The following is a 21,588-nucleotide window of genomic DNA, read 5'->3' on the forward strand; positions in this document are numbered from 1 at the left end:
TGATGCTGTCATCGTCCGCGAAAGCGGACGATCCAGTACGCCGCGGCTTCTCGGCTTATCTCTGACGTCGGCGAATACTGGATGCCCGCCGGAGCCTGTCATCGGGCTCGCCGAAGGCGAGACCCGGTGGCGGGCATGACAAGCGCGATCGCCTCGATCACTTCTCCGACAACAGCCCTTTATCGATCGCCGATTGCCGGTTCCTGAAAATCGCCATCGCCGTCTTCATCCGCAGGAAGCCAAACTTCGCATACAACGGCTCGCGGCCGGCGACCGCATAAAGGATGATCTTCGCGTGTCCTTGCGATTGGGCAAGCAGTCTTTCGATAAGCTGTTTTCCGAGACCTGTTCCTTGATGGCTCGGCAAAACCGCGACGTCGCAAAGATACGCGCAATCGCGTCCGTCAGCCAGAACGCGGCCGGCGCCGACGAGCCGGCCGTTGTCGCGGGCAAAGCAGCAGAACATACTGTTGCCGAACACCACTTCGAGATCGGCGGCGTTCTTGGTGCCGAGCGGGGCGGCCCGATAGAGCGCTTCGAGTTCCTGCCAGTCGACGCCGTCGCGGCTGTCGCTCCAAATGACCGTCATCGCGAGGGGGCTCCGCGCCGTCCTACGACAGCCGCATGTCCAATAACCGGCGGCCTTCGGTCTTCAGCAGTTTCTTCACCGCACTTGATGCGGCGATCTCGCCCTGGTTGGCGTAGGCCTCGTGGTTCTTCTCGATGTCCTCGAGCCGGTAGAGGTAATTGACCATGACCCCGGCAGATTCCCGCAGGCCCTTTGGCGAGAGGTCGCCGAGCCAGTCGATCTTCTCCAGCCGTGCGCCGTTGCCGATGTGGAAGCGGGCCACCGAATCGACCAGCCGGCCCTTCGGCGTGCGGGCTTTCAGGAAATAGTACGCCGCCAGCGGCTCCAGCACGGTGCGCAATTGCGCCGTCAGTTCGTCATTCTCGAACCAGTCCGGCTTGTCGAGGCTTTCGAGCAGTATCCGCTCCTCGTCGCCGACAGGAACATTGTCGGCCTGCTTCAGCCATTGCATGAAGCCCGGCACCGGCGACAGCGTGATGAAGGTGTCGAGCTTCGGCAGTTCACGCCGCAATTCCTCGACCACCTGCTTGATCAGGAAGCTGCCGAAGGAAATGCCGCCAAGCCCTTTCTGCGTATTCGAGATCGAATAGAACACCGCGGTGCGCGCACGTTCGATCGGCACCGGCTGCCGCTCGGCGGCGAGCAGCGGCGCGATCGCGGTCGGAATTGTCTCGGTCAGCGCGACCTCGACGAAGATCAGCGGTTCGTCGTTGAGTTGGGGATGGAAGAAGGCGTAGCAACGCCGGTCGACGGGATCGATGCGGCGGCGCAAATCGTTCCAGTCGCGGATTTCGTGCACGGCTTCATAGCGAATGATCTGTTCCAGAATATTGGCCGGCGTCGACCAGTCTATCCTCCGCAGCACGAGAAATCCCCTGTTGAACCAAGAAGACAGCAAATGCACCACGTCGCGGTCGAGCGCGGCCAGATCCTTGTTGCCCTTCATCAGGGAAAGCAGGTCGGCGCGCATCGCCACCAGCTCGCTGGTGCCGCCGGGCGCTCGGTTGAGCCGGCGGATCAGTTCCTGCCGCCGCGGCTCGGAGGCAAAATGAAGGTCGCTGGCATCGCTGTCGTTCGGCTGGCTGCGCCAGCTCTCGATCGCCTGCGACAGCTTCTCGCGGTCGGGGCCGAAGTTGCGGGCCAGCGTTTCGAAGAAGGTGACGCGGCCGGCGACGTCGAGATCGTGGTAGCGATCGAGCACCTCGCGCGCCATCGCGGTGCCGGAGGCTTCGCCGCGGCCCGACAGCAGCGCTTCACATAATTCGATCAGTTCTGAGGCGTCCTGGCCGTCGTCGGACGGTCCGGCCCGTCGCAGCAGTGTACGGCCGCGTTCTGATATCGTCGCGAGAAGATCGGAGAAAAAGGCATTGGCCATGTGGCGGGTCGAGTCCAGCGGGGTTTTGCGGAATCTTACATGGGATTTAGGTCGGTGCCGATCACAATCAAGCGTATGGACCGTACGGAAATATGTCATGTCTCCCAGAGCACTGTCATGGCCGGGCTTGACCCGGCCATCCATCCCCTTCTTGGAAAAAGCATTTCACGAAGGTGATGGATACGCGGGTCAAGCCCGCGTATGACAAGTCCGCCTCACTCCCTCCCGGCGAATTCCGTCGGTGTTTTGCCGGTAACCTGCCGGAAAGCATGGGAAAACGCCGGCACGCTGGCATAGCCCAAATCCGAGGCAAGCTGCTTGACGGACACGCCGGCATCCGTCGACAGCTTCTCGATTGCCGCTGCAATCCGGGCGCGCTGGCACCAGCTCTTGAAGCTCAATTGCGTCTCCGACGAGAACAGCCGCGACAACGTCCGCACCGAGGTGCCGACCTCGCGCGCCAGCGTTTCGATCTCATGGTCGCCGGTTGGGTCCGCGAGCACGATGTCGGCGGCGCGCCGGCAGCGCAGCTCGCGCGGCAGCGGGATGAAGGTCGCCGAATCTTCCGCCTGGTCGAGCTCCATCATGGCCAGTCGCAGCAGAAGCTCGATTCGCTCGCGGTCGCCGCGATCGTCGAACAAGGCCAGGATGGTCTGATGCAGGAGCGGCGACACCCGCACCACGAATTCCGCATCCAGGCTGTGGCTGCGCACCTCGCGCTGCAGCCAGTCAAGTTCGAAATAGAGCGTCCGCATCTCGATATCGGCGAGCACGTCGATCGCATGCTCCGATAGTGCGGGCACCCACACCGCACGGTCCGGCGGCACCAGCCAGCGCCCCTTTGGCGTCGTCACCTGCATGGTGCCCTTCGCCGCATAGACGAGCTGCGCCTCGCGGTGCATGTGGGTGTCGAGCCGGACGCCCTTCCGGTAGCTGTTCGCAATCATGTGGATGCCGTCGCCGGTGGAGATGCGGCGCCCGATAATGGCGGCAATTGGCTTTTCGGCGATATTCATTGGCGACATCCCGTCAGGACAACCCCGTATAACCTATTTCGGAAAATTGCGGGATTCGGGAATCGACCATGAACAGCCCAAGGAACAGCCCGAGCCGGGTGATCACTTTCGTCAACGCCGCCCACTTCATCGACCATTATTCGATGCTGATCTTTGCCGCCGCCGTCATCATCATGGGCCCGGCGCTCGGCATGGCCTATTCGGAGCTGTTGCCTTACGCCACCCCGGGCTTCGTCGCATTCGGCGCGGGCTCGCTCGTCACCGGCTGGCTCGGCGACCGCTGGAGCCGGCGGCACATGATGGTGATATTTTTCCTCGGCATCGGCGCGTCGATGATCGCCGTCGGCTTCGTGCAAACGCCCTTACAACTCGGCGCGGCGCTGCTGGCGATCGGCTTGTTCGCCTCGATCTATCATCCGGTCGGCACCGCGATGATCGTGTCCTATGCCGACAAACTCGGCCGCGAAATGGGCCTGAACGGCGTCTGGGGCAATCTCGGCGTGGCGTCCTCGGCGCTGGTCACCGGCGTGATCGGGCAATATCTCGGCTGGCGCTGGGCCTTCATCGCGCCGGGAATCGTCACGATCCTGATCGGCGCGGCCTTTGCGCTGATGGTGGTGCACGAGGACCGAACCGGCACCAGGCAGGCCGCAGCGCAGGCACGGGTTGCGAAAGAAGACATGTGGCGGGTGTTTTTGGCGCTTCTGATCGTGGTGATCGCGATATCCACGACCTTCAACGCCATCACCGTGGCGATGCCGAAACTGTTCGCCGAGCGGCTGGCCGGCCTGACCAACAGTCCGGCCCTGCTCGGGGTGATCGCGGCCGGCGTCTACGTGTTCGGCGCGATGACGCAATATACCATCGGGAAGCTGATCGACCATTATTCGCTGAAGGCCTTGATGCTGCCGCTGTCGTTCCTGCTGGCGCCGTTCATGTACTTCGCGGCGACGCTGTCGAACCTGCCGCTGATCATCGCTTCCATCGGCATCGTGATGGGTGCGTTCGGGCAGGTTACCGTCAACGACGCCATGGTCGGCAAGTACACCACCGAAGAATGGCGCTCGCGCGCCTATTCGGTGCGCTACTTCGTCGGCTTCACCGCGGCGGGCGCCTCCGTCGGCCTGGTGGCGTGGCTCTACGAGAAGGGCGGCTTCGTCACCATGCTGCAGGCGTTCGGCGCGCTGTGCCTTTTGGTGATCGTGGCGGCGATCATCCTGCCGCAGGAGATCAAGGTACCGGCCGCGCAAACCGCGCCGTGACGGCATTAATCGCTTGAACATGCACACTTTCCGTCATGGCTGGGCATGACGAACGGAGGTACTGGCGCGTGCTAGCCGCGACGATTTGTTGCGGTGCAATAGCTACGCTGTGGCCGTGAACTCAAACAGAACACTTGACCATTGCTGCCCTCCTTGTGTGAGGTGAGCGCATGACCCGAATCCGGCTTTTCCTTTGCATCATTGCGATATCTGCGCCTTCGCTGGCGACGGCGCAGACCATGAAATTCGAGCAGGCCGCGGCCATGCTGGCGGCGAGCTGCGGGAAGGACATCGATGACAATTGCCGCGGCGTCAATCTCGACGCGACGCGCCTGAAGGAGTGCCTAGGCCGCAACCAGGACGTGGTGTCGGCGAAGTGCAAGACCGATTATCCCCAGGCCCTCGGCGCCATCCAGCAGCGCATTACCGCGCGCACCTCCCTTGTGAGACTGTGCAATTGGGAATTGAACCGTTTCTGCGGCGAGGTTCGGACCGATCCTGTCAAGGGTCTGCAATGCCTGCTGGAATCCACCCAGAAGGCGACCCCGAACTGCAACAAGGCGATCAGCGCCGCGGGGTATCGCTGATGCCTGGGGGAGAAAAGCTGTGCGGCATCGCTCTCGTGCTTTCCGCCGTGGCCCTGTTTGCCTTGCCGATGGCAGCGAGCCGGGCGCAAACCGCCATGTCGAGCGGGGACATCATTGAGAAGCTTGCCGTCGAAGCCGAGTCGGATATCGACCTGGCTGCGTTGCGCCAGCAGGCTGCTGACCGCATCAAGGCGAGAGCGGACGCCCAGCCGCAGAAGCGCCCACCGATCGCGCCGCAACTGACGAAGCTGCCGCAGATCCGTGTCGACGTCGTGTTCGACCAGGATTCCTCCCTGATTCGGCCGGCCTCCTACCAGACCATCGGCAGCATCGCGGACGCGCTCACAGATCCGAAGACGCGGCCCTATCGCTATCTGATCGTCGATCACGTCGAATCCGCCGGAAGGCGCGACCATAATCTGATCCTGAGCCAGCGGCGCGCCGAATCGATCCGCGACGTTCTGGTGAACACCTTCAAGGTGTCGCCCAAACGGCTTCAGGCGCTTGGTTTAGGCGAGGAGCAGTTGCAGGACGTCAATCGTCCGGCATCATCAGCCAATGCGCGCGTCCAGATCATGGCGATCGGCAAGTTCGAAACGGCCGAGCCGGCAACGCCGGCTGCGGCTCCAAAAGGCGCGGCTGCGGCAAAGAAGAAGCGCTGATCATCCGCGCAGGGATGAATGGGACGCCAGCCGCCGGCTTGGGAAGGAGCTCCCGATGTTCAATCAACTCTCGCCGGCAACGGCCGGTCTCTTGCTGGGATTGACAGTGATGATGACGATGCCCGCTACAGCGGATGCCCTGAAGGGTGAGATTGCGCCGACCGGCAAGCTGCGGGTGGCGATCGCGATCAGTCCGGCCGGTGGCGCGTTCTGGTCGACCAAGACCGAAACCGGTTATGCCGGCGTGCCGGTCGATCTCGGCAAGGCGATGGCGGATCAACTCGGCGTTCCCGTCGAATATGTCGCGCACAACAATTCCGGGCAGATCGTCGACGCGGCGTCGAAGGGCACCTGGGACATCACCTTCCTGCCGAGGGATCCGGAACGCGAGGGCAGGATGGCGTTCGGACCGATCTATGAGGTGTCGGATGCGACCTACATCGTCAAGCCTGGCTCGACGGTCACGAATTTCGCAACACTCGATCAACCCGGGATCAAGGTCGCGGCGGTCAACAACACGACCACGATGCGCGGCGCGATCGCGCATCTGAAGAACGCTGAGGTCACGGGCTACCAGACCTATGACGAAATCTTCGGCCTGCTCAAGAATGGCGAGATCGATGCGTTCGCGCTGTCGCGCGACCAGCTCAACGCCATGGCAAAGAGGATTCCGGGCACACGCGTGCTGGATGAAACCTTTAAGCAGACCGTGACGGCCGTAGCGGTGCCGCCCAATCATCCGCTGTCGCTGGCGTTTGCGGTCAGGTTCCTGAACGAAGCGATCTCCAACGGCACGCTGCGCAAGGCCTACGACAATAACGGCCTGAAAGATCGGCCGATCCGGACGCAAACGAAGTAGGAGCTTGCTCCGCTGTCGTCCCGGCGAACGCCGGGCCCCATGACCACAGGGTCGAGTTGTTGGAAGAAGCTGAGGCTCCAACGTTCGCAAAACTTTGTCCTGTGGTTATGGGTCCCGGATCGGCGCTCGCAGTGCTCGCTTGTCCGGGACGACAGTGAGTTTGCGGATTCAGTTTTCATTGCGAGGAACGAAACGACCAAGCATCTATCTTGCGCCACGGCGATAGGTGGATGCTTCGCGGAGCTTGTCATCGGACGCGCATTCGCGCGATCCGTTGGCTCGCAATGACGGCCAAACATGCGCACAGCGGGATCATTGCGCGGCATCTGTGCAACTGCACAAATTCAGGGCACTTCACAAGACCCCGATGTTTTACGGCCCAATGGCTAAGCCACGGGAATAATGGGAGATTTCTGTACCGTCGCGTTGGCACATCGATTGCTTAATCCTGTCTCAGTCAATGACGACTGCCGTCCGTTCGGATTGCCAAGGCCAGCGTTGGCCGAAGGCGTTGGGATCAAGCGGCCTCGCGTGAGGCGCTTCGAGCAGTCTTCGGGACCACCTCACCATAGCTCGCGCATCCTCAGTTCCTGATCGGGCATCACCTGCGTCGTTCTGTGCCGTTGAAAAGCGGCGCGGGATTCGTCGCGCGAGGACGGCAAGATTTTTCATTTAATCGGTGCACGGCTGCGCAGCATCCGGCGCGCTTCAATGTTGTCTCGAAAGGGGAACTGGAATGGCCTATCTCGCGCCTTCGGAATTCGTGACCAAGATGGTCGACGCCGGAGAATCCAAAATCTTCATGTCGACGCGCGATACGGTCATCCGCGCCTACATGGCCGGAGCGATCCTTGCGCTTGCCGCGGCGTTTGCGATCACCATCAACGTGCAGACCGGCGTGCCGATCGTCGGCGCCGCGCTGTTCCCGGTCGGCTTCTGCATGCTGTATCTGCTCGGCTTCGACCTGCTCACCGGCGTGTTCGTGCTGGCGCCGCTGGCGCTGATCGACAAGCGCCCCGGCGTGACGCTCGGCGGCGTACTGCGCAACTGGGGCCTCGTCTTCATCGGCAATTTCGCCGGCGCTTTCACGGTCGCGGTGATGATGGCGATCGTGTTCACCTTCGGCTGGTCGCAGCCGCCGGACAAGGTCGGCCAGGTGATCGGCACCATCGGCGAGAGCCGCACCGTCGGCTATGCCAACCATGGCGCGGCCGGCATGCTGACGCTGTTCATCCGCGGCATGCTCTGCAACTGGATGGTCTCGGCCGGTGTGGTCGGCGCGATGATTTCCACGCACGTCAGCGGCAAGGTGATCGCGATGTGGATGCCGATCATGCTGTTCTTCTTCATGACCTTCGAGCATTCCATCGTGAACATGTTCCTGTTCCCGTCGGGTCTCCTGCTCGGCGGCAAGTTCACCTGGTGGGACTACATCGTCTGGAACGAGATTCCGACCGTGGTCGGAAACCTCGTCGGTGGTCTCGCTTTCACCGGGCTGACACTTTACGCCACTCACGTGAAGACCGGTCCGTCGCGCAGCGCGTCGGCTGCGGCATCTTCGCGGCCGTCGTCGCGCATCGCCGCTTGATCTTAGGACGAGGATGGGCCTCTCCTCGCAAGGGGAGAGGCCCATTGTCGTGAAAGCCGGGAATGCCGCGCGAGCTGAAAATATCGGTCGGACAATTTTCCGATAAGGGCGTCAAGGAAACCAACCAGGATTTCCATGGCGTCCTGATCCCGGACGAGCCGCTGCTCAGCCTCAAGGGCATTTCCATCGTGCTGGCCGACGGCATCAGCACGAGCAAGGTCAGCCGGGTCGCCGCGGAATCGGCGGTCAAGGGGTTTTTGACCGACTATTACTGCACCTCGGAATCCTGGTCGGTGCGGACCTCGGCGCAGCGCGTGCTGGAGGCGACCAATTCCTGGCTGCATTCGCAGACGCGCAGCCAGTATGCCTATGACAAGGACCGCGGTTACGTCTGTACGCTCTCCGCCATGGTCATCAAGTCGACCACGGCGCATCTCTTTCACATCGGCGATTGCCGAATCTATCGCCTCTCCGGCAACACGCTGGAGCAATTGACCAACGACCACCGTATCGTCATCTCCTCGCAGCAGAGCTATCTCGGCCGAGCGCTCGGCGTAAATCCGCAAATCGAGATCGACTACCAGATGCTGCGGCTCGAGCCGGGCGACGTCTTTGTGCTCGTCACCGACGGCATCTACGAGCATCTTAGCGCCCGTCGCATTGCAAAGGCAGTGAACGAAGGCGGCGCCGATCTCGATGCGGCCGCGAAGGAGATTGTCGACCAGGCTTTTGAAGCCGGCAGCAAGGACAATCTCACCGTCCAGATCGTCCGCATCGACGAGGTGCCCGACGGCGCCGCCAGCGAAGTGTTCGCCCAGCCGCATGAACTGCCGCTGCCGCCGCTTCTGGAGGCGCGGGCGGTATTCGACGGCTACAGAATCGTCCGCGAACTGCATGGCTCCAGCCGCAGCCACATCTATCTTGCCGTCGATATCGAAACCGACGCTGTCGTCACCATCAAGATCCCGTCGATCGATTTGCGCGACGATCCCGCTTACCTGAAGCGGTTCATGATGGAGGAGTGGGTAGCGCGGCGGATCGACAGTCCGCATGTGCTGAAGCCCTGCCTGCTGCAGCGCAAGCGCAACTTCCTCTATGTCGCGACCGAATACATCGACGGTCAGACGCTGACGCAATGGATGATCGACAATCCAAAACCCAGCCTGGAAACCGTGCGGGGCATCGTCGAGCAGATCGCCAAGGGGCTGCGCGCCTTCCACCGCAAGGAGATGCTGCACCAGGACGTCAGGCCCGACAACATCATGATCGACGCTACGGGCACCGTGAAGATAATCGATTTCGGTTCGACGAAAATCACCGGCGTCGTCGAGGCCGAGCCATCCGGCATCCGCGATGACATTCTCGGTACCCAGCAATACACCGCGCCCGAATATTTCCTCGGCGAGCCGGCGACGACGCGCTCGGACCTGTTTTCACTCGGCGTCATCACCTATCAGATGCTGACCGGAAAACTGCCCTACGGCGCGCAGATCGCAAAGGCGCGGACCAGGTCGCAATTCAACAAGCTAGTCTACCGCCCGGCGTCGCATGGCGACCGCGAGTTGCCGCAATGGATCGACGGCACGCTCGAGAAGGCCGTGCACCCCAATCCCGCCAAGCGCTATGATAGCTTCTCGGAATTCTTGTTCGACCTGCGTCATCCCAATGCGAACTATCTCTCGACGTCACGAACACCGCTGATCGAGCGCAATCCGCTGCTGTTCTGGAAAGGCACGACCGTCGTGCTGGCGCTCGCCGTGATCGTGCTGCTCGCCATGCAGCACATGCATCGGTGATGGGGGATCGTGTCCCGGACGCCGCGGCATGGACCCCGGATCAGCAGCGCATCACGCCGCAAGGCATAGCGTCGAAGACGCGCGTGGACGCGCTCTTGGCGCTGCGCAGCATCCGGGGAACGCAGAATGTTAGTTCGTCGTCCCCGCCGGAATCGGATCGAGCCCGCTCTTGACGATCTCGCCGCGCGCGGCCGGAGAGGCGAGGAACTTGATCAGCGCCTTGCCGGCCTCGGGCTCTTTCGAGACGCTGGCGATCCCCGCTGAGAACACCGTGATCTTCTGCAGTTCGTCCGGCAGCGGGCCGACGATCTCGATGCCTTGCACGGGCTTCAATTCGCTCATCTGTTGGAAGCCGATCTCAGCCTCGCCATGGGCGACGATTTCACCGACCGGGGTTGCCGGAATTTTTCGCGCCTTGCCCTGCATGGCTTCTTTGATGCCGAGCTTGTCGAACATCTCGGTCGAGACGTAGACGCCGCTGGCGCTGTCAGAGTAGGCGACCGTCTTCACAGCCAGCAGCGCGCGCTTGAGCGCATCCGCCGTAGAAATGTCCGGCTTTGGCGTGCCTGACTTAACGGCAACCCCAATCGGTGACTTGACGAGATCAACGCTGGTGCCGGCAGTCACTTTGCCCTTCTTGACGAGATCGTCGAGCGCATAACCGACCATGATGAGGACGTCGGCCGGCTCGCCGCGCTCCAGCCGCACCGGGATAGCATTCGTGGTCGTGCCCATCGACGGCCCATAGGCGGTCAGCACCTTGTTGCCGGTAGTGCGTTCGAATTCCGGCACCAGCGCCTTATAGGCGGCCGACAGTCCGCCCGAGATCATCACGCGCACCTCGGCAGCGGAGGCTGTGGCGGATAGCAGGAATGCACTGAGAGTGGCGAGGGTGAGGGCGCGGAGATTTGCAGAAAGTCGCATTGATGATTCCTCCCGGACGACTCTTGAGCGGTCGTCCTTGGGAGAATGTTAGCGCGCGAAGAGGGAGGCGGCTAGTTCGACAACGGCGGTGCGTTCCCTCTCCCGCTTGCGGGGGAGGGCAGGGTGGGGGTATCGCCGCATAACGACTGTCGAATTCCGGGAGAGATCCCCCACCCGCCGTGCTCTACGAGCACGGCGACCTCCCCCGCAAGCGGGAGAGGTGACTACAGATCACGAATTCACATGCACGAAATCCCGCAGCAGCGGATAGATGTCGTTGTTCCAGCGCTTACCAGAGAACACGCCGTAATGGCCGACGCCGGCCTGCATGTGGTGCACCTTGCGATAGGCGCGGACGCCGGTGCAGAGGTCCTGCGCCGCCAGCGTCTGACCGATCGAGCAGATGTCGTCCTTCTCGCCTTCGACCGTCATCAGGCCCATGCGCCTGATCGCGGCCGGGTCGACCTTCCGGCCGCGATGCATCAGTTTGCCCTGCGGCAACAGATGCTCCTGAAACACGTCGCGAACGGTCTCGATATAGAATTCGGCGGGCAGGTCCATGACCGCAAAATATTCGTCGTAGAAGGTCTTGATGATCGCGGCTTTTTCCTTCTCACCCCTGGCGAGATGATTGGCGAGATCGATGTGCTGCTTGATGTGGCGTTCCAGATTCATCGATACGAAGGCGGTGAGCTGCACGAAGCCGGGATAGACTTTTCGGAACGCGCCCTTGCACTGCACCGGCACGTAATTGATCAGGTTTTTCTCAAACCAGTTGATCGGCTTGCTCTTGGCGAATTCATTGACCTTGGTCGGCTGGATCCGGGTGTCGATCGGCCCGGCCATCAGGGTCAGCGTGGCCGGGCGGGCGGGATGATTATCCTCCGACATCACAGCTGCCGCGGCCAGCGCCGAAACCGACGGCTGGCAGATAGCCACCATGTGCGCACGCGGACCGATCCTGTCCAGGAAGGTGATCAGGTGGTCGGTGTAATCTTCGAGCCCGAACCGGCCGGCATGAAGCGGAATGTCGCGCGGATTGTGCCAGTCGGTAATGTAGACGTCGTGGTCCTGCAGCAGCGTCTTCACGGTACCGCGCAAAAGCGTCGCGAAATGGCCCGACATCGGCGCCACCAGCAGCAGCCGCGGCTGCTCCGGCGCGTTCTCCTTCTTGAAATGCAAGAGCGAGCCGAACGGGGTGGCGAAGGTGACTTCCTCGGTTACCTCCAGCTCCTGATTGCCGACCAACACCCTGTCGATGCCATAGGCTGGCCGGTGATAGGTGAGGGAGGAGCGCGAGATCAGTTCGAGCGAAGCGGCCAGCCGGCCGAACAATCTGTCGGAGACCCCCTGCGGCACCAGATTGAGATATCTGAGCGCCGCTGCCGCCCCGGTCCGCCATGGCGACGTCAGGTCCATGTGGTTCTGATAGGCCTGGTACATCATTGACATCATTCACATCAGCCCCTGTCCCGTGAGGCCATGCAATATCGACGCCATAGCGGGCCCGGTCGCCTCTAAAACTGGCACGTGGTTTGCTGCGCAAATGCCCAGCGCACAGGCATTGGGCGCCGCCGCGGTCGGCCGTCCTTGGCTGCGCAAAAGGCGTTTTTGGGGTTCGAGGGAAGGCCATATGGCGAAGACCACACTGACCATCTCCAGCAAGAACTACTCGTCCTGGTCGCTGCGCGGCTGGCTGCTGGCGAAGTTCTCAGGGCTTGAATTCGAGGAGGTCATCACCGCTCCCGACGATGCCTCGGCGCGGGCCGAAATCCTGCTGCTGTCGTCGTCGATCCTGGTGCCGTGCCTGCGCCACGACGACGCCACCATCTGGGATACGCTGGCGATCGCGGAATATCTCAACGAGGCCATGCCGGACGCCGGCTTATTGCCGGCCGACCGGATCCGGCGCGCGCATTGCCGCTCGATCTGCGGTGAAATCCATTCGGGCTTCACCACCCTGCGTGCCTCGCTGCCGGTCAACCTGAAGGGCCATTTCCCGGGCTTCAAGATCTGGTCGCGCGCGCAGGCCGATATCGACCGTATCTGCACCATCTGGCGCGAATGCCTTGCGGAATCAGGCGGGCCGTTCCTGTTCGGTGAGCGCACCATGGCGGACGCCATGTACGCGCCCGTCGTGACCCGTTTCATGACCTATGACGTCAAGCTCGAGCCCGTCCTCGCGGCCTACGCCCGTACCATCATGGCGATGCCAGAGATGCAGGAATGGATCGAGGCCGCCAAGGCCGAGCCGGCCGAGATCGAGGAGCTCGAGGTCGAATATTAGGCAAGCCTGGCGAGCCTTGCCCGTTTGCAGGGCTCAGGCAACGGGCAGTTGCTCATGTCGGTGCCGGCCGCAAACAAACACGCAGCCTATCCGCTGGCCGTTTCCACAAGCCGCTGAAGCCGGATTCCTGTCTTTAGCCAAGCAGTTCACTGCACCGATGCCGGCCAAATCGCTGCATCGCAACGCGACTGGCGTGGATTTCGCATAGCAGCATGCAGCCGTGAACGCGACGATGCGACGCTGCCGAAAATTTGGACGCTCTTCGCCTGTCGCGGTCCCGCCAACGCGAACCGTGGAGGCTTCGATGAACAAGCAGGCCGTCGTCAGCAAATTCTCTCACGTCAAACCCGGCGATACCGAGTTCAAGGGAGGAGGTCTGCGCGACTTCTTCCTGTATCGCGATCTCGGCATCGCCGATGCCACCGGCGGGCAGGTGATTTGCCATCTGGTCAAGGCCAACCCCGACTTGCCGCCTGAAGAGGGCACCGGCTGGCACAAGCACGAATGCGAATTCCAGATCGTGATCATGACCAAGGGCTGGGCGCGCTTCATGTATGAGGACAAGTCGACCTTGGTGCAGGCCGGCGATGTCGTGCACCAGCGGCCGGGCATCACGCATTACCTGTACGATTACTCGGAGGACATGGAGTACCTCGAGATCGTCAGCCCCGCCGACTTCAAGACCGTCGACGTGCCTCCCGCGGTCGACAAGGTGCCGCCGCCCACGCCGTGGAGCTGACCGCCCATGTCGTCGCCCGAGGAATTAACCTTTGTCGTCGGCCGCTGGCTGCGGCCGATTGCTGCGGTGCTTTATGTGGTGCGCCTCGCGGAATGGCGCCCGACATCTAGCCGTGAACAGAGGAGTACGGCGCTATATCAGTGATTCGGGCGCGGTTCGTTCCATCGCTGTTCCGAACCTTAAGGTTCCGCGCGCGTCCGTCGCATTATGACACAATCTGCGACGGGTCAGGGCCTGTCCGCGGTGTTTTCGGATCTCTGCCGCGGCAGCCGCCAACCAACTACCGTGGCCTCGACCATGCCGCCGGTCCTGTCGTTGCGCCATTGACCGTCGATCCATCGGCAGGCGAACGGCAATTGATAGGTTCCGCTGTGATCCTCGCAAAGAACTTCCACCGGCAGGTTCGGCGGCGGCTCCCCGTTGCCGTCGAACTGCGCCAGTCGTTTTTCACGCGTTGCCATACAATCAATCTCCACTGCCGCAGCCGGCAAACACACCGGTTTGAGGTGCGGCGAAATCCATCCACTGTTAACGGGATGAAGCACAACGCCTGAATGAGGTATCAGTATGGTATCTCTGGGGACAGGGCCCTGCTGCGCGCAAATTGCCGTGATAGACGTTCCCCTGCGTGAGATGTTTTTGGAACGAGGATTTTGATGATTGCTCGGACGCCCAGGATCATGATCGTCGCCATCGCGCTGCTGATGGCTTTGATGCCGGCGGGCGTACACGCGCAGGACGTTCCCGGCATCGAGATCTGCACCGTCGAAAAAACCATGGAGCGGCGCACCTCTTGCCTGCAGAGCAATGTCGACTTCCTGCAGAAGACGATCACAAAACTCACCACCGACCATCAGCAGAAGATTGATGCCGGCAACCGGCAGATCGAGGCGCTGAAGAACGCGGTCATTGGCTTGCAGAAGCTGATCGGCGAGTTGCAGGCGGCGCAGAACAAGGTGGCGGAGGATGCGAAGAAGACCGCTGCGCCCGCGGCGAAGGATCCAGCGCCTGCTGCGAAGGATGCGCCGAAAGAAGGCACCAAGTAGGGCCGTCCTGCGGATCACGCCACGCGGTATTGCTCCATGATGGCCTTATCCGGTTCGTAACCGAGCCCCGGCCCCTGCGGCACCTCCACATTGCCATTGGCATCGACGTCGATGCGGCCGCGCCACAAGCAGGCGGCGCGTTTCATGGAGAACACCTCGACAAAGCTCGCGTCGTCGCGCAGCGACATCAACTGCAGTGTCGCCAGGAAGCCCGGGCCGAAATACGGCGAATGCGGTGCAAGCCTGACGCCGAATTCGTCAGCGAGGTCGACGACCCTGAGATATTCGGTGATGCCGCCGACCTTGATGACGGAAGGTTGCGCATGGCTTACCGCGCCTGCCTTCAGCATCTGCCTGAATTGATGAACCGTGCAGGCATTCTCGCCGGCCGCAATGTTGAGCCCGCCCTTGCTTCGCACGTCGGCCAGCGTTGCAAAATCTTCCGGCGGCCAGACCGGCTCTTCGAGGAACATCGGCGCGGCGTCGCGGCAGGAATGCGCGAAGGCGATCGCGGCCTCGCCATTCAGCGGGCAATTCAAGTCGACCATCAGCGGAATGCCGGCGCCGATCGCCTGCCGCGCGGCATATACCGCAGGCGTTGTGGTCTCGTGCAGCTTGATTGCCTTGTAGCCCTGCCGCAGCGCGGTCTCGCATTCGCTTGCGATCAGTTCCGGTTTGCCGATCCGCAGCAGGCTCGCATAGGCGGGAATCCGCGTGCGCCTGGCTTCGCCGATCAGGCGGTGCAACGGCACGCCCTTGAGCTTTGCCGCGAGGTCCCACAGCGCAATATCCAACGCCGAGATCGCAAACATCGTGATGCCATAGCGGCCGAACAGATGCAGGTTGCGCTGGATCTGTTCCATGAAGGCGGGAATACCGGCCGCATCTGGGACTTCCTGTCCCTGCGCCTGCGGCGCAATCATTTCCTCGATGGCGGCGTAGCTGGTTCGCGGGCAGACATAGGCAAAGGCGTCGCCCCAGCCGGTGATGCCGGCGTCGGTCGAAACTTCCACCATGACGATTTCCAGCGCCGAGATGGCGGACGCGCCTTGCTTGAAGCTCGCGACCCCGGCGTCATAGGGAATACGGATATGGTGCGCCCGGACATTGGTGATCAGCATGGTACCCTCCGAAAGCGTTCCCTACCTTGTCAGTGGCACGATCGAAGAGCAAGGACTGTCAAATGAAGCGCGGCGGAACCGCCGATAATGCCAACGCTTCGCATGAGAGCTGTCCGTCATGAATCCAGCCCAGAAGGCGCTCTGGTACATCGAAAGTCATCTTGCCGAGCCGCTGACGCTCGATGAGGTCGCTAACATTGCCGGCGTCTCGCGCTTCCACCTGGTGCGGGCGTTTGCCGCCGCGACCGGCCTTTCGGTGATGCGCTATGTGCGTGCCCGCAGGCTAACCAAGGCGGCGCAGGCACTGGCCGCCGGCGCGCCCGACATTCTCAGCCTCGCGCTGGAGGCGGACTACAGTTCTCACGAAGCTTTCACCCGCGCGTTCCGCGATCATTTCGGCACGACGCCCGAAGCGGTTCGCGCTGCAACGTGCCTCGATCATCTCAAGCTTCAGGAGCCCATCATGATGGATTCAACCCTGCTCGATACGCTCAAGCCACCGCGTTTCGAAACTTCCAAGCCGCTGCTCATCGCCGGCATCAGCGAACGCTGCACGCATGAGAACGGCGGCGCCGGCATTCCCAATCAGTGGGAGCAATTTCACCATAAAGTCGACGACATCCCGAATCGGGTCGGCAAGGTGGCCTACGGCGTCTGCTGCAATGGCGACGATTCCGGCTTCGATTACATCGCTGGCGTCGAAGTGGCCGACTTCTCCGACCTGCCGCGCGAGTTCGCCCGCGTGCGGATTCCCGAACATAAATACGCAGTGTTCACCCACGCAGAGCACATCTCGACCATTCGCCGCACCGTCAACACGATCTGGAATCACTGGCTGCCGGCATCGGGCATGAAGGCGGCAGATGCGCCGAGCTTCGAGCGCTACGACGAGAAGTTCGATCCCGCCACCGGCAATGGCGGGCTGGAGATCTGGATTCCGGTCAAGGAGTAGCGTCTCCGCAATGCTGCCCTGCGCCGCTTCATTGCCCGTGATTGCTTGGCAAGCCAAACCGACTTTGCCATAACAGCCGCAACGAATTGTTGCGCGTGCGGGGCCGAGCCAAAAAGTCCGCCTGCAGCCAAAAGCAAGCCGGGAGGATTCATGGCCGATATCCGCGTTCTCGCCGCCGATCTGGAATTTCCGGAAGGCCCGGTCGTCATGCCGGACGGATCGGTCGTGCTTGTCGAAATCCGCGGAAAGCGGCTGACCCGGGTTTATCCTGATGGGCGCAAGGAGGTCGTCGCGCAAATTCCCGGTGGCCCCAATGGCGCAGCGCTCGGCCCCGACGGCAAGGTGTACATCTGCAACAATGGCGGCTTTAGCTGGATTCCGACCGGCAAGATGATCATGCCGGGGCCGCAGCCCGATGATTATCAGGGCGGTTCGATCCAGCGCGTGGATCTGCAGAGCGGCAAGGTCGAGACCGTCGTCACCAAATGCGGCGAGCATGCGCTACGGGGCCCCAACGACCTCGTGTTCGACAAGCACGGCGGCCTCTGGTTCTCCGATCTCGGCAAGCGCCGCGCCCGCGAGATGGATGTCGGTGCGTTCTACTACATCAAGCCGGGCATGAAGGAGATTGTGGAGGCCGTGCACGGCGTACTGCCCGCCAACGGCATCGGCCTGTCGCCGGATGAGAAGACGGTCTACATCGCGGAGACGCCGACCGCGCGGCTATGGGCCTATGAAATCTCCGAACCCGGCACCATCAAGCCGCGCGATGTCATCTATCGCGGCGAGCGCGGCAAGCCGATCACGGGGCTTGGTGGCTATCAGATGTTCGACTCGATGGCGGTAGAAGCAAACGGCAATGTCTGCGTGGCGACGCTGGTGTCGGGCTGCATCTCGGTGATCGCGCCCGACGGCACGCTGGTCGAGCAGGTGCCGACCGGCGACCGTGTCACCACCAATATCGCATTCGGCGGACCGGAGTTGAAGACGGCGTACATCACGCTGTCGGGGAGGGGTGAGCTGATTGCGGTGGATTGGCCGCGGCCGGGGCTGGCGCTGAATTTTTTGAACAAGTGACGATTGCGCCAAAGCGCAATCGTCATTCCGGGATGGTCCGAAGGACCAGACCCGGAATCTCGAGATTCCGGGTCTGGTGCTAGCGCACCATCCCGGAATGACGGAGGATGGATCACGACCGCTTCGCAGTGACGGCGTGACGACGGAGTTTTTGAATGGCCTTTCTTGAACCGGTTACCCTTCGCGGCGAGCACGCGCGGCTGGAGCCGTTGTCGCACGATCACATCGATGGCCTGGTGGAAGCGGTGAGGGACGGCGAACTGTGGAAGCTCTGGTACACCGCCATTCCGACCGTCGAAAACATGAAAAAGGAAATCGATCGCCGGCTCGGCCTGTTCGCGGCGGGATCGATGCTGCCATTCACGGTGTTTGATGCCGACAACAAGATCGCGGGCATGACGACCTATATGAATGTCGATGCCGCCAACCGCCGCGTCGAGATCGGCTCGACCTGGTACGCCAAGCGCGTGCAGCGCAGCGCGCTCAATACGCAGTGCAAATTGCTGCTGCTGACGCACGCGTTCGAGAAGTTGAATTGCATTGCAGTGGAGTTCCGCACCCATTTCTTCAATCATCAGAGCCGGCGCGGCATCGAGCGCCTGGGCGCCAAGCAGGACGGTATCCTGAGAAGCCACCAGATCGCGCCGAACGGGACATTGCGCGACACGGTGGTTTACAGCATCATTGCCAGCGAATGGCCGACGGTGAAGGCGCATCTCACCTATCAACTCAACGATAAGCCGCGGTAACAAGCCGCGCCAGAAAAGAGACGATGGAAACGTTCGATTATGTGATTATCGGCGCGGGCTCCGCAGGCAGCGTGCTCGCCAACCGGCTCAGCGAAGATCCTTCCAGCCGCGTCTGCGTGCTCGAAGCAGGCGGCAAGGACTGGCATCCCTACATCCATCTGCCGGCCGGCTTCATCAAGACGTTCCACATGAAGAGCGTCAACTGGGCCTACAGCCAAGAGCCGGGGCCGTGGACCGGCGGGCGCAGCATCTACGCGCCGCGCGGCAAGACACTGGGCGGCTCATCATCGATCAACGGCCATATCTACAACCGCGGCCAGCGCCAGGATTTCGACACCTGGGCGCAGCTTGGCAATCGCGGCTGGGGCTATCCGGACGTGCTGCCCTATTTCAAGCGGCTGGAGTGCCGCGTCGGCGAATGCGACGAGACCTATCGCGGCCGCGATGGCAGTCTCACCGTCACCACCATGGATTGGCAGGATCCGCTGTGCGAGGCCTTCATGGAAGGTGCCGTCAGCCTCGGCATCCCCAAAAATCCCGACTACAACGGCGCGATCCAGGAGGGCGTGTCCTACTGCCAGCGCACCATCCAGAACGGTCTGCGCATGAGCGCCGCGAAGGCGTTTTTGCATCCGGCGCGGAAGCGGCCGAATGTCGATGTGCGCACGCATGCGCATGTCACCAACCTCATTTTCGAGGGCAAGCGCGCGGTCGGCGTGCGTTATCTCCGGGGCGGCAAGGGCGGCACGCCCGTCGAGGTGCGCGCCAACAAGGAAGTCATTCTTTGCGGCGGCGCCTATAACTCGCCGCAGGTGCTGCAATTGTCCGGCGTCGGCTCGCCCGAACTGCTGCAATCGCACGGCATCGAGGTCCGTCACGCGCTGCCAGGCGTCGGCGAAGGCCTGCAGGACCACTACGCGCCGCGCTCGGTCGCACGCGTCAAGAACATCAAGACCATCAATGAACTCAGGCGCGGCCTGAGCCTGTGGGTCGAGGCATTGAAATGGGCGACGACGAGGCGCGGGTTGCTGTCGCTGTCGCCGACCATGGTCTATTGCTTCTGGCACTCCGGCGAGACCACCGAAAGCTCTGACCTGCAGCTCACCTTTACGCCGGCGAGTTACAAGGAAGGCGTGCAGGGCCAGCTCGAGGACGAGCCCGGCATGACGGTTGCCTCATGGCAGCAGCGGCCCGAAAGCCGTGGCTATGTCCGCATCCGCTCCGCCGATCCGTTCGCGCCGCCGATCATCCAGACCAATTATCTGGTGGAAGAGATCGACCGCCGCGTCGTCGTCGCCGGCATGAAACTGGCGCGCCGGCTGCTGGCGTCCAAGCCGCTCGCGCCATACTATGCCTATGAGGATTTTCCCGGACCCAAGGTGCAGAGCGACGACGAATTCCTCGCCGCCGCCACCGAGCGCGGCACCACCACGTTCCATCCCGGCTGCACCTGCCGCATGGGGCCGGCGGATGCCAAATGGGCCGTGGTCGACGACCAGTTGCGCGTGCACGGCCTGCAGGGCCTGCGCGTCGTCGACGCCTCGATCATGCCGCGCATGATCTCGGCCAATCTCAACGCCTCCACCCTGATGATCGCCGACAAGGCTTCCGACATGATCCGCGGCAAGACGGCGCTGGAAGCGGTGCGGTTTCCGGTGTCGGCCTAACTAAAGCATGATGAAATTAGGTTTGATTGCGACCACGAAGAAGGTGCGCTCCCTCTCCCGCTTGCGGGGGAGGGCTGGGGTGGGGGTGTTTCCGCGGGCGATACTGCCCGAGTGGAGAGAGCCCCCACCCGGCGCTTCGCGCCGACCTCCCCCGCAAGCGGGAGAGGTGAAGCGCGTCTGCGGCCAGATCGATCTAACCAAGAATCATCACGCTCTCTAGCATTGGCACGGGGAGCATGGCGTTCGCGATCAAGGCCGAGGTTTCCGATCTGCGGCCGAAGACGTTCGCGTTGACAGCGCAAAAGACCATGTATGGCGGCAAGCATATCGCCGAAGGCGACACGGTCTTCGTGTTCGCGAGCGAGAACGAGGGCGGGCAGGGCCTTGTCGCGCGCGGCGTTGTTATTTCAGCCGAAGCGATCGCCAGGAAGCGCGGCATCACCAGGCAAACACCACGTGTGAGCGTCACCATCAGACGCACGGCGCTCGCGAAGCGACCGCTGGGGCGGAGCGAACTCAAGCATTTCACCGAGTGGAATGACGGCCAGCCCGGGACCGAGCTCAATTTCAAGTTCTATCGTCAGGCAACCAACAAGATCGCCGGCATCTCGGACGAAGCGGCGGCGTTCCTCGACGAATTCTTCTAGGGTCGCGCGGACTCATAGAGGCGCAGATGTCCTCTGTTAGCCGAGGCTCGCCTGCCCGCACGTGGCCCTGAGCCGAACAACGCTTAGGCCACTGTCACGTCGGCTGTCAGCGGTAGATTGGGCATCGATCCGCGCTGACCTCTCCTGCCGCATATGACGCGCGCAAGGGATTGGGCGCGACATGTCTTACCATCCATGGCCGACGTCAATTGCATTGCTGACTGTCTGATCGTTGAGATGTCCCGTTTGTCTGCTGGCCGCCCTTTATCGGCGTCCAGTCCTCTGGCGGTTCATGCCTTGACCATACCGCGCGCTGCTACTTTGAACGGCACGATGCTTGGTTGGAGCCGGCGCAGGTTGAAGCCTAAGGCTGCCAGGAGCGGACAAACCGATAGATGTGAAGCTGCGCACATTTGCTGCGAGCGGATTGGACTAAGATCATTGCTGGAAGTCGTGGTGCGATTATCCCTGTTTTCTAGGGAGCTTGCCATGAACAAACTGTTCTTGATTGTGCCGGTCGCAGCTGCGCTCGAAATGGCAAATGCAATAGCCAGGAAGCTTCCAAATTGCATCAGCCCAGAACTGCCTGAACCAAGGAGCAATGTCGCGCTCTGAAGGTTCGCTCTTAGAGGGAGACCGATGAGA

At 62.0% G+C, this 21,588-nt stretch carries 23 protein-coding genes; 16 read left to right on the plus strand and 7 right to left on the minus strand.

What is annotated here, in order from left to right:
- Positions 1-157: 157 nt before the first annotated feature.
- The 3 genes from LMTR3_RS07290 to LMTR3_RS07300 form a co-directional block, all read right to left on the minus strand.
- Entirely contained in the window at positions 158-589 is a 432-nt protein-coding gene (locus LMTR3_RS07290; protein WP_065744412.1) for a GNAT family N-acetyltransferase, read from the minus strand.
- Between the two features lie 22 nt (positions 590-611).
- Complete coding sequence (locus tag LMTR3_RS07295) at positions 612-1,964, minus strand: malonyl-CoA decarboxylase (protein ID WP_065744413.1); 1,353 nt, start codon at positions 1,962-1,964, stop codon at positions 612-614.
- Positions 1,965-2,179: 215 nt separating this feature from the next.
- Positions 2,180-2,980 carry an AraC family transcriptional regulator gene (locus tag LMTR3_RS07300; protein WP_065744414.1) on the minus strand — a complete coding sequence of 267 codons (801 nt, stop codon included), beginning with the start codon at positions 2,978-2,980 and terminating at the stop codon, positions 2,180-2,182.
- A 68-nt stretch (positions 2,981-3,048) separates the two neighbouring features.
- On the opposite strand from LMTR3_RS07300, the gene LMTR3_RS07305 reads away from it, so the two are divergent.
- The 6 genes from LMTR3_RS07305 to LMTR3_RS07330 all read left to right on the plus strand — a co-directional run bounded on the left by LMTR3_RS07305 (position 3,049) and on the right by LMTR3_RS07330 (position 9,734).
- Positions 3,049-4,242, plus strand: a complete 1,194-nt coding sequence (locus tag LMTR3_RS07305) for an MFS transporter (protein ID WP_065744415.1) — start codon at positions 3,049-3,051, stop codon at positions 4,240-4,242.
- 170 nt (positions 4,243-4,412) lie between these two features.
- Positions 4,413-4,829 (plus strand): hypothetical protein, encoded by a 417-nt coding sequence (locus LMTR3_RS07310; RefSeq protein ID WP_065744416.1) that lies wholly within the window; start codon positions 4,413-4,415, stop codon positions 4,827-4,829.
- Entirely contained in the window at positions 4,829-5,491 is a 663-nt protein-coding gene (locus tag LMTR3_RS07315; RefSeq protein WP_065744417.1) for an OmpA family protein, read from the plus strand. Before LMTR3_RS07310 ends, LMTR3_RS07315 begins: the two co-directional genes overlap by 1 nt.
- Positions 5,492-5,603: 112 nt before the next feature.
- A complete protein-coding gene (locus LMTR3_RS07320; protein ID WP_245319804.1) occupies positions 5,604-6,350 on the plus strand; it encodes a transporter substrate-binding domain-containing protein in 747 nt (248 codons plus the stop codon).
- A 736-nt stretch (positions 6,351-7,086) separates the two neighbouring features.
- Entirely contained in the window at positions 7,087-7,938 is an 852-nt protein-coding gene (locus LMTR3_RS07325) for a formate/nitrite transporter family protein (RefSeq protein ID WP_065744419.1), read from the plus strand.
- A 62-nt stretch (positions 7,939-8,000) separates the two neighbouring features.
- Entirely contained in the window at positions 8,001-9,734 is a 1,734-nt protein-coding gene (locus tag LMTR3_RS07330; protein WP_065744420.1) for a bifunctional protein-serine/threonine kinase/phosphatase, read from the plus strand.
- A 129-nt stretch (positions 9,735-9,863) separates the two neighbouring features.
- Here LMTR3_RS07330 and LMTR3_RS07335 read toward each other — a convergent pair whose 3' ends face one another.
- Positions 9,864-10,658: a substrate-binding domain-containing protein gene (locus LMTR3_RS07335; RefSeq protein WP_065744421.1), complete on the minus strand. Its 795-nt coding sequence runs from the start codon at positions 10,656-10,658 to the stop codon at positions 9,864-9,866.
- Positions 10,659-10,889: 231 nt separating this feature from the next.
- Positions 10,890-12,113 carry a polyhydroxyalkanoate depolymerase gene (locus tag LMTR3_RS07340; protein WP_141686504.1) on the minus strand — a complete coding sequence of 408 codons (1,224 nt, stop codon included), beginning with the start codon at positions 12,111-12,113 and terminating at the stop codon, positions 10,890-10,892.
- A 178-nt stretch (positions 12,114-12,291) separates the two neighbouring features.
- Between LMTR3_RS07340 and LMTR3_RS07345 the strand changes: the two genes are divergently transcribed.
- The 3 genes from LMTR3_RS07345 to LMTR3_RS38870 all read left to right on the plus strand — a co-directional run bounded on the left by LMTR3_RS07345 (position 12,292) and on the right by LMTR3_RS38870 (position 13,828).
- Entirely contained in the window at positions 12,292-12,945 is a 654-nt protein-coding gene (locus LMTR3_RS07345) for a glutathione S-transferase family protein (RefSeq protein ID WP_065744422.1), read from the plus strand.
- Between the two features lie 304 nt (positions 12,946-13,249).
- Positions 13,250-13,684 (plus strand): cupin domain-containing protein, encoded by a 435-nt coding sequence (locus LMTR3_RS07350; protein WP_028347057.1) that lies wholly within the window; start codon positions 13,250-13,252, stop codon positions 13,682-13,684.
- Between the two features lie 6 nt (positions 13,685-13,690).
- The gene (locus LMTR3_RS38870; RefSeq protein WP_210184679.1) at positions 13,691-13,828 is read left to right on the plus strand and encodes a hypothetical protein; all 138 of its coding nucleotides are present in this window, start codon (positions 13,691-13,693) and stop codon (positions 13,826-13,828) included.
- An 83-nt stretch (positions 13,829-13,911) separates the two neighbouring features.
- Here the strand turns inward: LMTR3_RS38870 and LMTR3_RS07355 are convergent, their stop codons facing one another.
- Positions 13,912-14,145, minus strand: coding sequence for a hypothetical protein (locus tag LMTR3_RS07355; RefSeq protein WP_065744423.1), 234 nt, complete (start codon positions 14,143-14,145; stop codon positions 13,912-13,914).
- Positions 14,146-14,340: 195 nt separating this feature from the next.
- Between LMTR3_RS07355 and LMTR3_RS07360 the strand changes: the two genes are divergently transcribed.
- Complete coding sequence (locus tag LMTR3_RS07360; protein WP_065744424.1) at positions 14,341-14,730, plus strand: hypothetical protein; 390 nt, start codon at positions 14,341-14,343, stop codon at positions 14,728-14,730.
- Positions 14,731-14,744: 14 nt separating this feature from the next.
- Here LMTR3_RS07360 and LMTR3_RS07365 read toward each other — a convergent pair whose 3' ends face one another.
- Entirely contained in the window at positions 14,745-15,851 is a 1,107-nt protein-coding gene (locus LMTR3_RS07365; RefSeq protein ID WP_065744425.1) for a mandelate racemase/muconate lactonizing enzyme family protein, read from the minus strand.
- A gap of 118 nt (positions 15,852-15,969) precedes the next feature.
- Here LMTR3_RS07365 and LMTR3_RS07370 point away from each other — a divergent pair, with 118 nt between their 5' ends.
- The 6 genes from LMTR3_RS07370 to LMTR3_RS39760 all read left to right on the plus strand — a co-directional run bounded on the left by LMTR3_RS07370 (position 15,970) and on the right by LMTR3_RS39760 (position 21,558).
- Positions 15,970-16,803 (plus strand): AraC family transcriptional regulator, encoded by an 834-nt coding sequence (locus LMTR3_RS07370; RefSeq protein WP_065744426.1) that lies wholly within the window; start codon positions 15,970-15,972, stop codon positions 16,801-16,803.
- A gap of 150 nt (positions 16,804-16,953) precedes the next feature.
- Complete coding sequence (locus LMTR3_RS07375; protein WP_065744427.1) at positions 16,954-17,880, plus strand: SMP-30/gluconolactonase/LRE family protein; 927 nt, start codon at positions 16,954-16,956, stop codon at positions 17,878-17,880.
- Between the two features lie 155 nt (positions 17,881-18,035).
- Positions 18,036-18,629 (plus strand): GNAT family N-acetyltransferase, encoded by a 594-nt coding sequence (locus tag LMTR3_RS07380; RefSeq protein ID WP_065744428.1) that lies wholly within the window; start codon positions 18,036-18,038, stop codon positions 18,627-18,629.
- 23 nt (positions 18,630-18,652) lie between these two features.
- Entirely contained in the window at positions 18,653-20,296 is a 1,644-nt protein-coding gene (locus LMTR3_RS07385) for a GMC family oxidoreductase (protein WP_065744429.1), read from the plus strand.
- 236 nt (positions 20,297-20,532) lie between these two features.
- On the plus strand, positions 20,533-20,943 hold the full coding sequence (locus LMTR3_RS07390) for a hypothetical protein (protein ID WP_065744430.1): 411 nt from the start codon (positions 20,533-20,535) through the stop codon (positions 20,941-20,943).
- Between the two features lie 489 nt (positions 20,944-21,432).
- Positions 21,433-21,558: a hypothetical protein gene (locus LMTR3_RS39760; RefSeq protein ID WP_283809274.1), complete on the plus strand. Its 126-nt coding sequence runs from the start codon at positions 21,433-21,435 to the stop codon at positions 21,556-21,558.
- Positions 21,559-21,588: the final 30 nt, after the last annotated feature.

Source organism: Bradyrhizobium sp. LMTR 3, assembly GCF_001693485.1.
In the GTDB taxonomy this organism is placed as follows: Bacteria; Pseudomonadota; Alphaproteobacteria; order Rhizobiales; family Xanthobacteraceae; genus Bradyrhizobium.

Bases quoted from the DNA above. Each gene is read 5' to 3' on its own strand.
- LMTR3_RS07370 (WP_065744426.1), top strand. From the start codon at position 15,970: ATGAATCCAGCCCAGAAGGCGCTCTGGTACATCGAAAGTCATCTTGCC.
- LMTR3_RS07325 (WP_065744419.1), top strand. From the start codon at position 7,087: ATGGCCTATCTCGCGCCTTCGGAATTCGTGACCAAGATGGTCGACGCC.
- LMTR3_RS07385 (WP_065744429.1), top strand. From the start codon at position 18,653: ATGGAAACGTTCGATTATGTGATTATCGGCGCGGGCTCCGCAGGCAGC.
- LMTR3_RS39760 (WP_283809274.1), top strand. From the start codon at position 21,433: ATGAACAAACTGTTCTTGATTGTGCCGGTCGCAGCTGCGCTCGAAATG.
- LMTR3_RS07390 (WP_065744430.1), top strand. From the start codon at position 20,533: ATGGCGTTCGCGATCAAGGCCGAGGTTTCCGATCTGCGGCCGAAGACG.
- LMTR3_RS07330 (WP_065744420.1), top strand. From the start codon at position 8,001: ATGCCGCGCGAGCTGAAAATATCGGTCGGACAATTTTCCGATAAGGGC.
- LMTR3_RS07355 (WP_065744423.1), bottom strand. From the start codon at position 14,145: ATGGCAACGCGTGAAAAACGACTGGCGCAGTTCGACGGCAACGGGGAG.
- LMTR3_RS07320 (WP_245319804.1), top strand. From the start codon at position 5,604: ATGACGATGCCCGCTACAGCGGATGCCCTGAAGGGTGAGATTGCGCCG.
- LMTR3_RS07310 (WP_065744416.1), top strand. From the start codon at position 4,413: ATGACCCGAATCCGGCTTTTCCTTTGCATCATTGCGATATCTGCGCCT.
- LMTR3_RS07360 (WP_065744424.1), top strand. From the start codon at position 14,341: ATGATTGCTCGGACGCCCAGGATCATGATCGTCGCCATCGCGCTGCTG.
- LMTR3_RS07335 (WP_065744421.1), bottom strand. From the start codon at position 10,658: ATGCGACTTTCTGCAAATCTCCGCGCCCTCACCCTCGCCACTCTCAGT.
- LMTR3_RS07340 (WP_141686504.1), bottom strand. From the start codon at position 12,113: ATGATGTCAATGATGTACCAGGCCTATCAGAACCACATGGACCTGACG.
- LMTR3_RS07345 (WP_065744422.1), top strand. From the start codon at position 12,292: ATGGCGAAGACCACACTGACCATCTCCAGCAAGAACTACTCGTCCTGG.
- LMTR3_RS07380 (WP_065744428.1), top strand. From the start codon at position 18,036: ATGGCCTTTCTTGAACCGGTTACCCTTCGCGGCGAGCACGCGCGGCTG.
- LMTR3_RS07290 (WP_065744412.1), bottom strand. From the start codon at position 589: ATGACGGTCATTTGGAGCGACAGCCGCGACGGCGTCGACTGGCAGGAA.
- LMTR3_RS07365 (WP_065744425.1), bottom strand. From the start codon at position 15,851: ATGCTGATCACCAATGTCCGGGCGCACCATATCCGTATTCCCTATGAC.
- LMTR3_RS07305 (WP_065744415.1), top strand. From the start codon at position 3,049: ATGAACAGCCCAAGGAACAGCCCGAGCCGGGTGATCACTTTCGTCAAC.
- LMTR3_RS07375 (WP_065744427.1), top strand. From the start codon at position 16,954: ATGGCCGATATCCGCGTTCTCGCCGCCGATCTGGAATTTCCGGAAGGC.
- LMTR3_RS38870 (WP_210184679.1), top strand. From the start codon at position 13,691: ATGTCGTCGCCCGAGGAATTAACCTTTGTCGTCGGCCGCTGGCTGCGG.
- LMTR3_RS07350 (WP_028347057.1), top strand. From the start codon at position 13,250: ATGAACAAGCAGGCCGTCGTCAGCAAATTCTCTCACGTCAAACCCGGC.
- LMTR3_RS07295 (WP_065744413.1), bottom strand. From the start codon at position 1,964: ATGGCCAATGCCTTTTTCTCCGATCTTCTCGCGACGATATCAGAACGC.
- LMTR3_RS07315 (WP_065744417.1), top strand. From the start codon at position 4,829: ATGCCTGGGGGAGAAAAGCTGTGCGGCATCGCTCTCGTGCTTTCCGCC.
- LMTR3_RS07300 (WP_065744414.1), bottom strand. From the start codon at position 2,980: ATGAATATCGCCGAAAAGCCAATTGCCGCCATTATCGGGCGCCGCATC.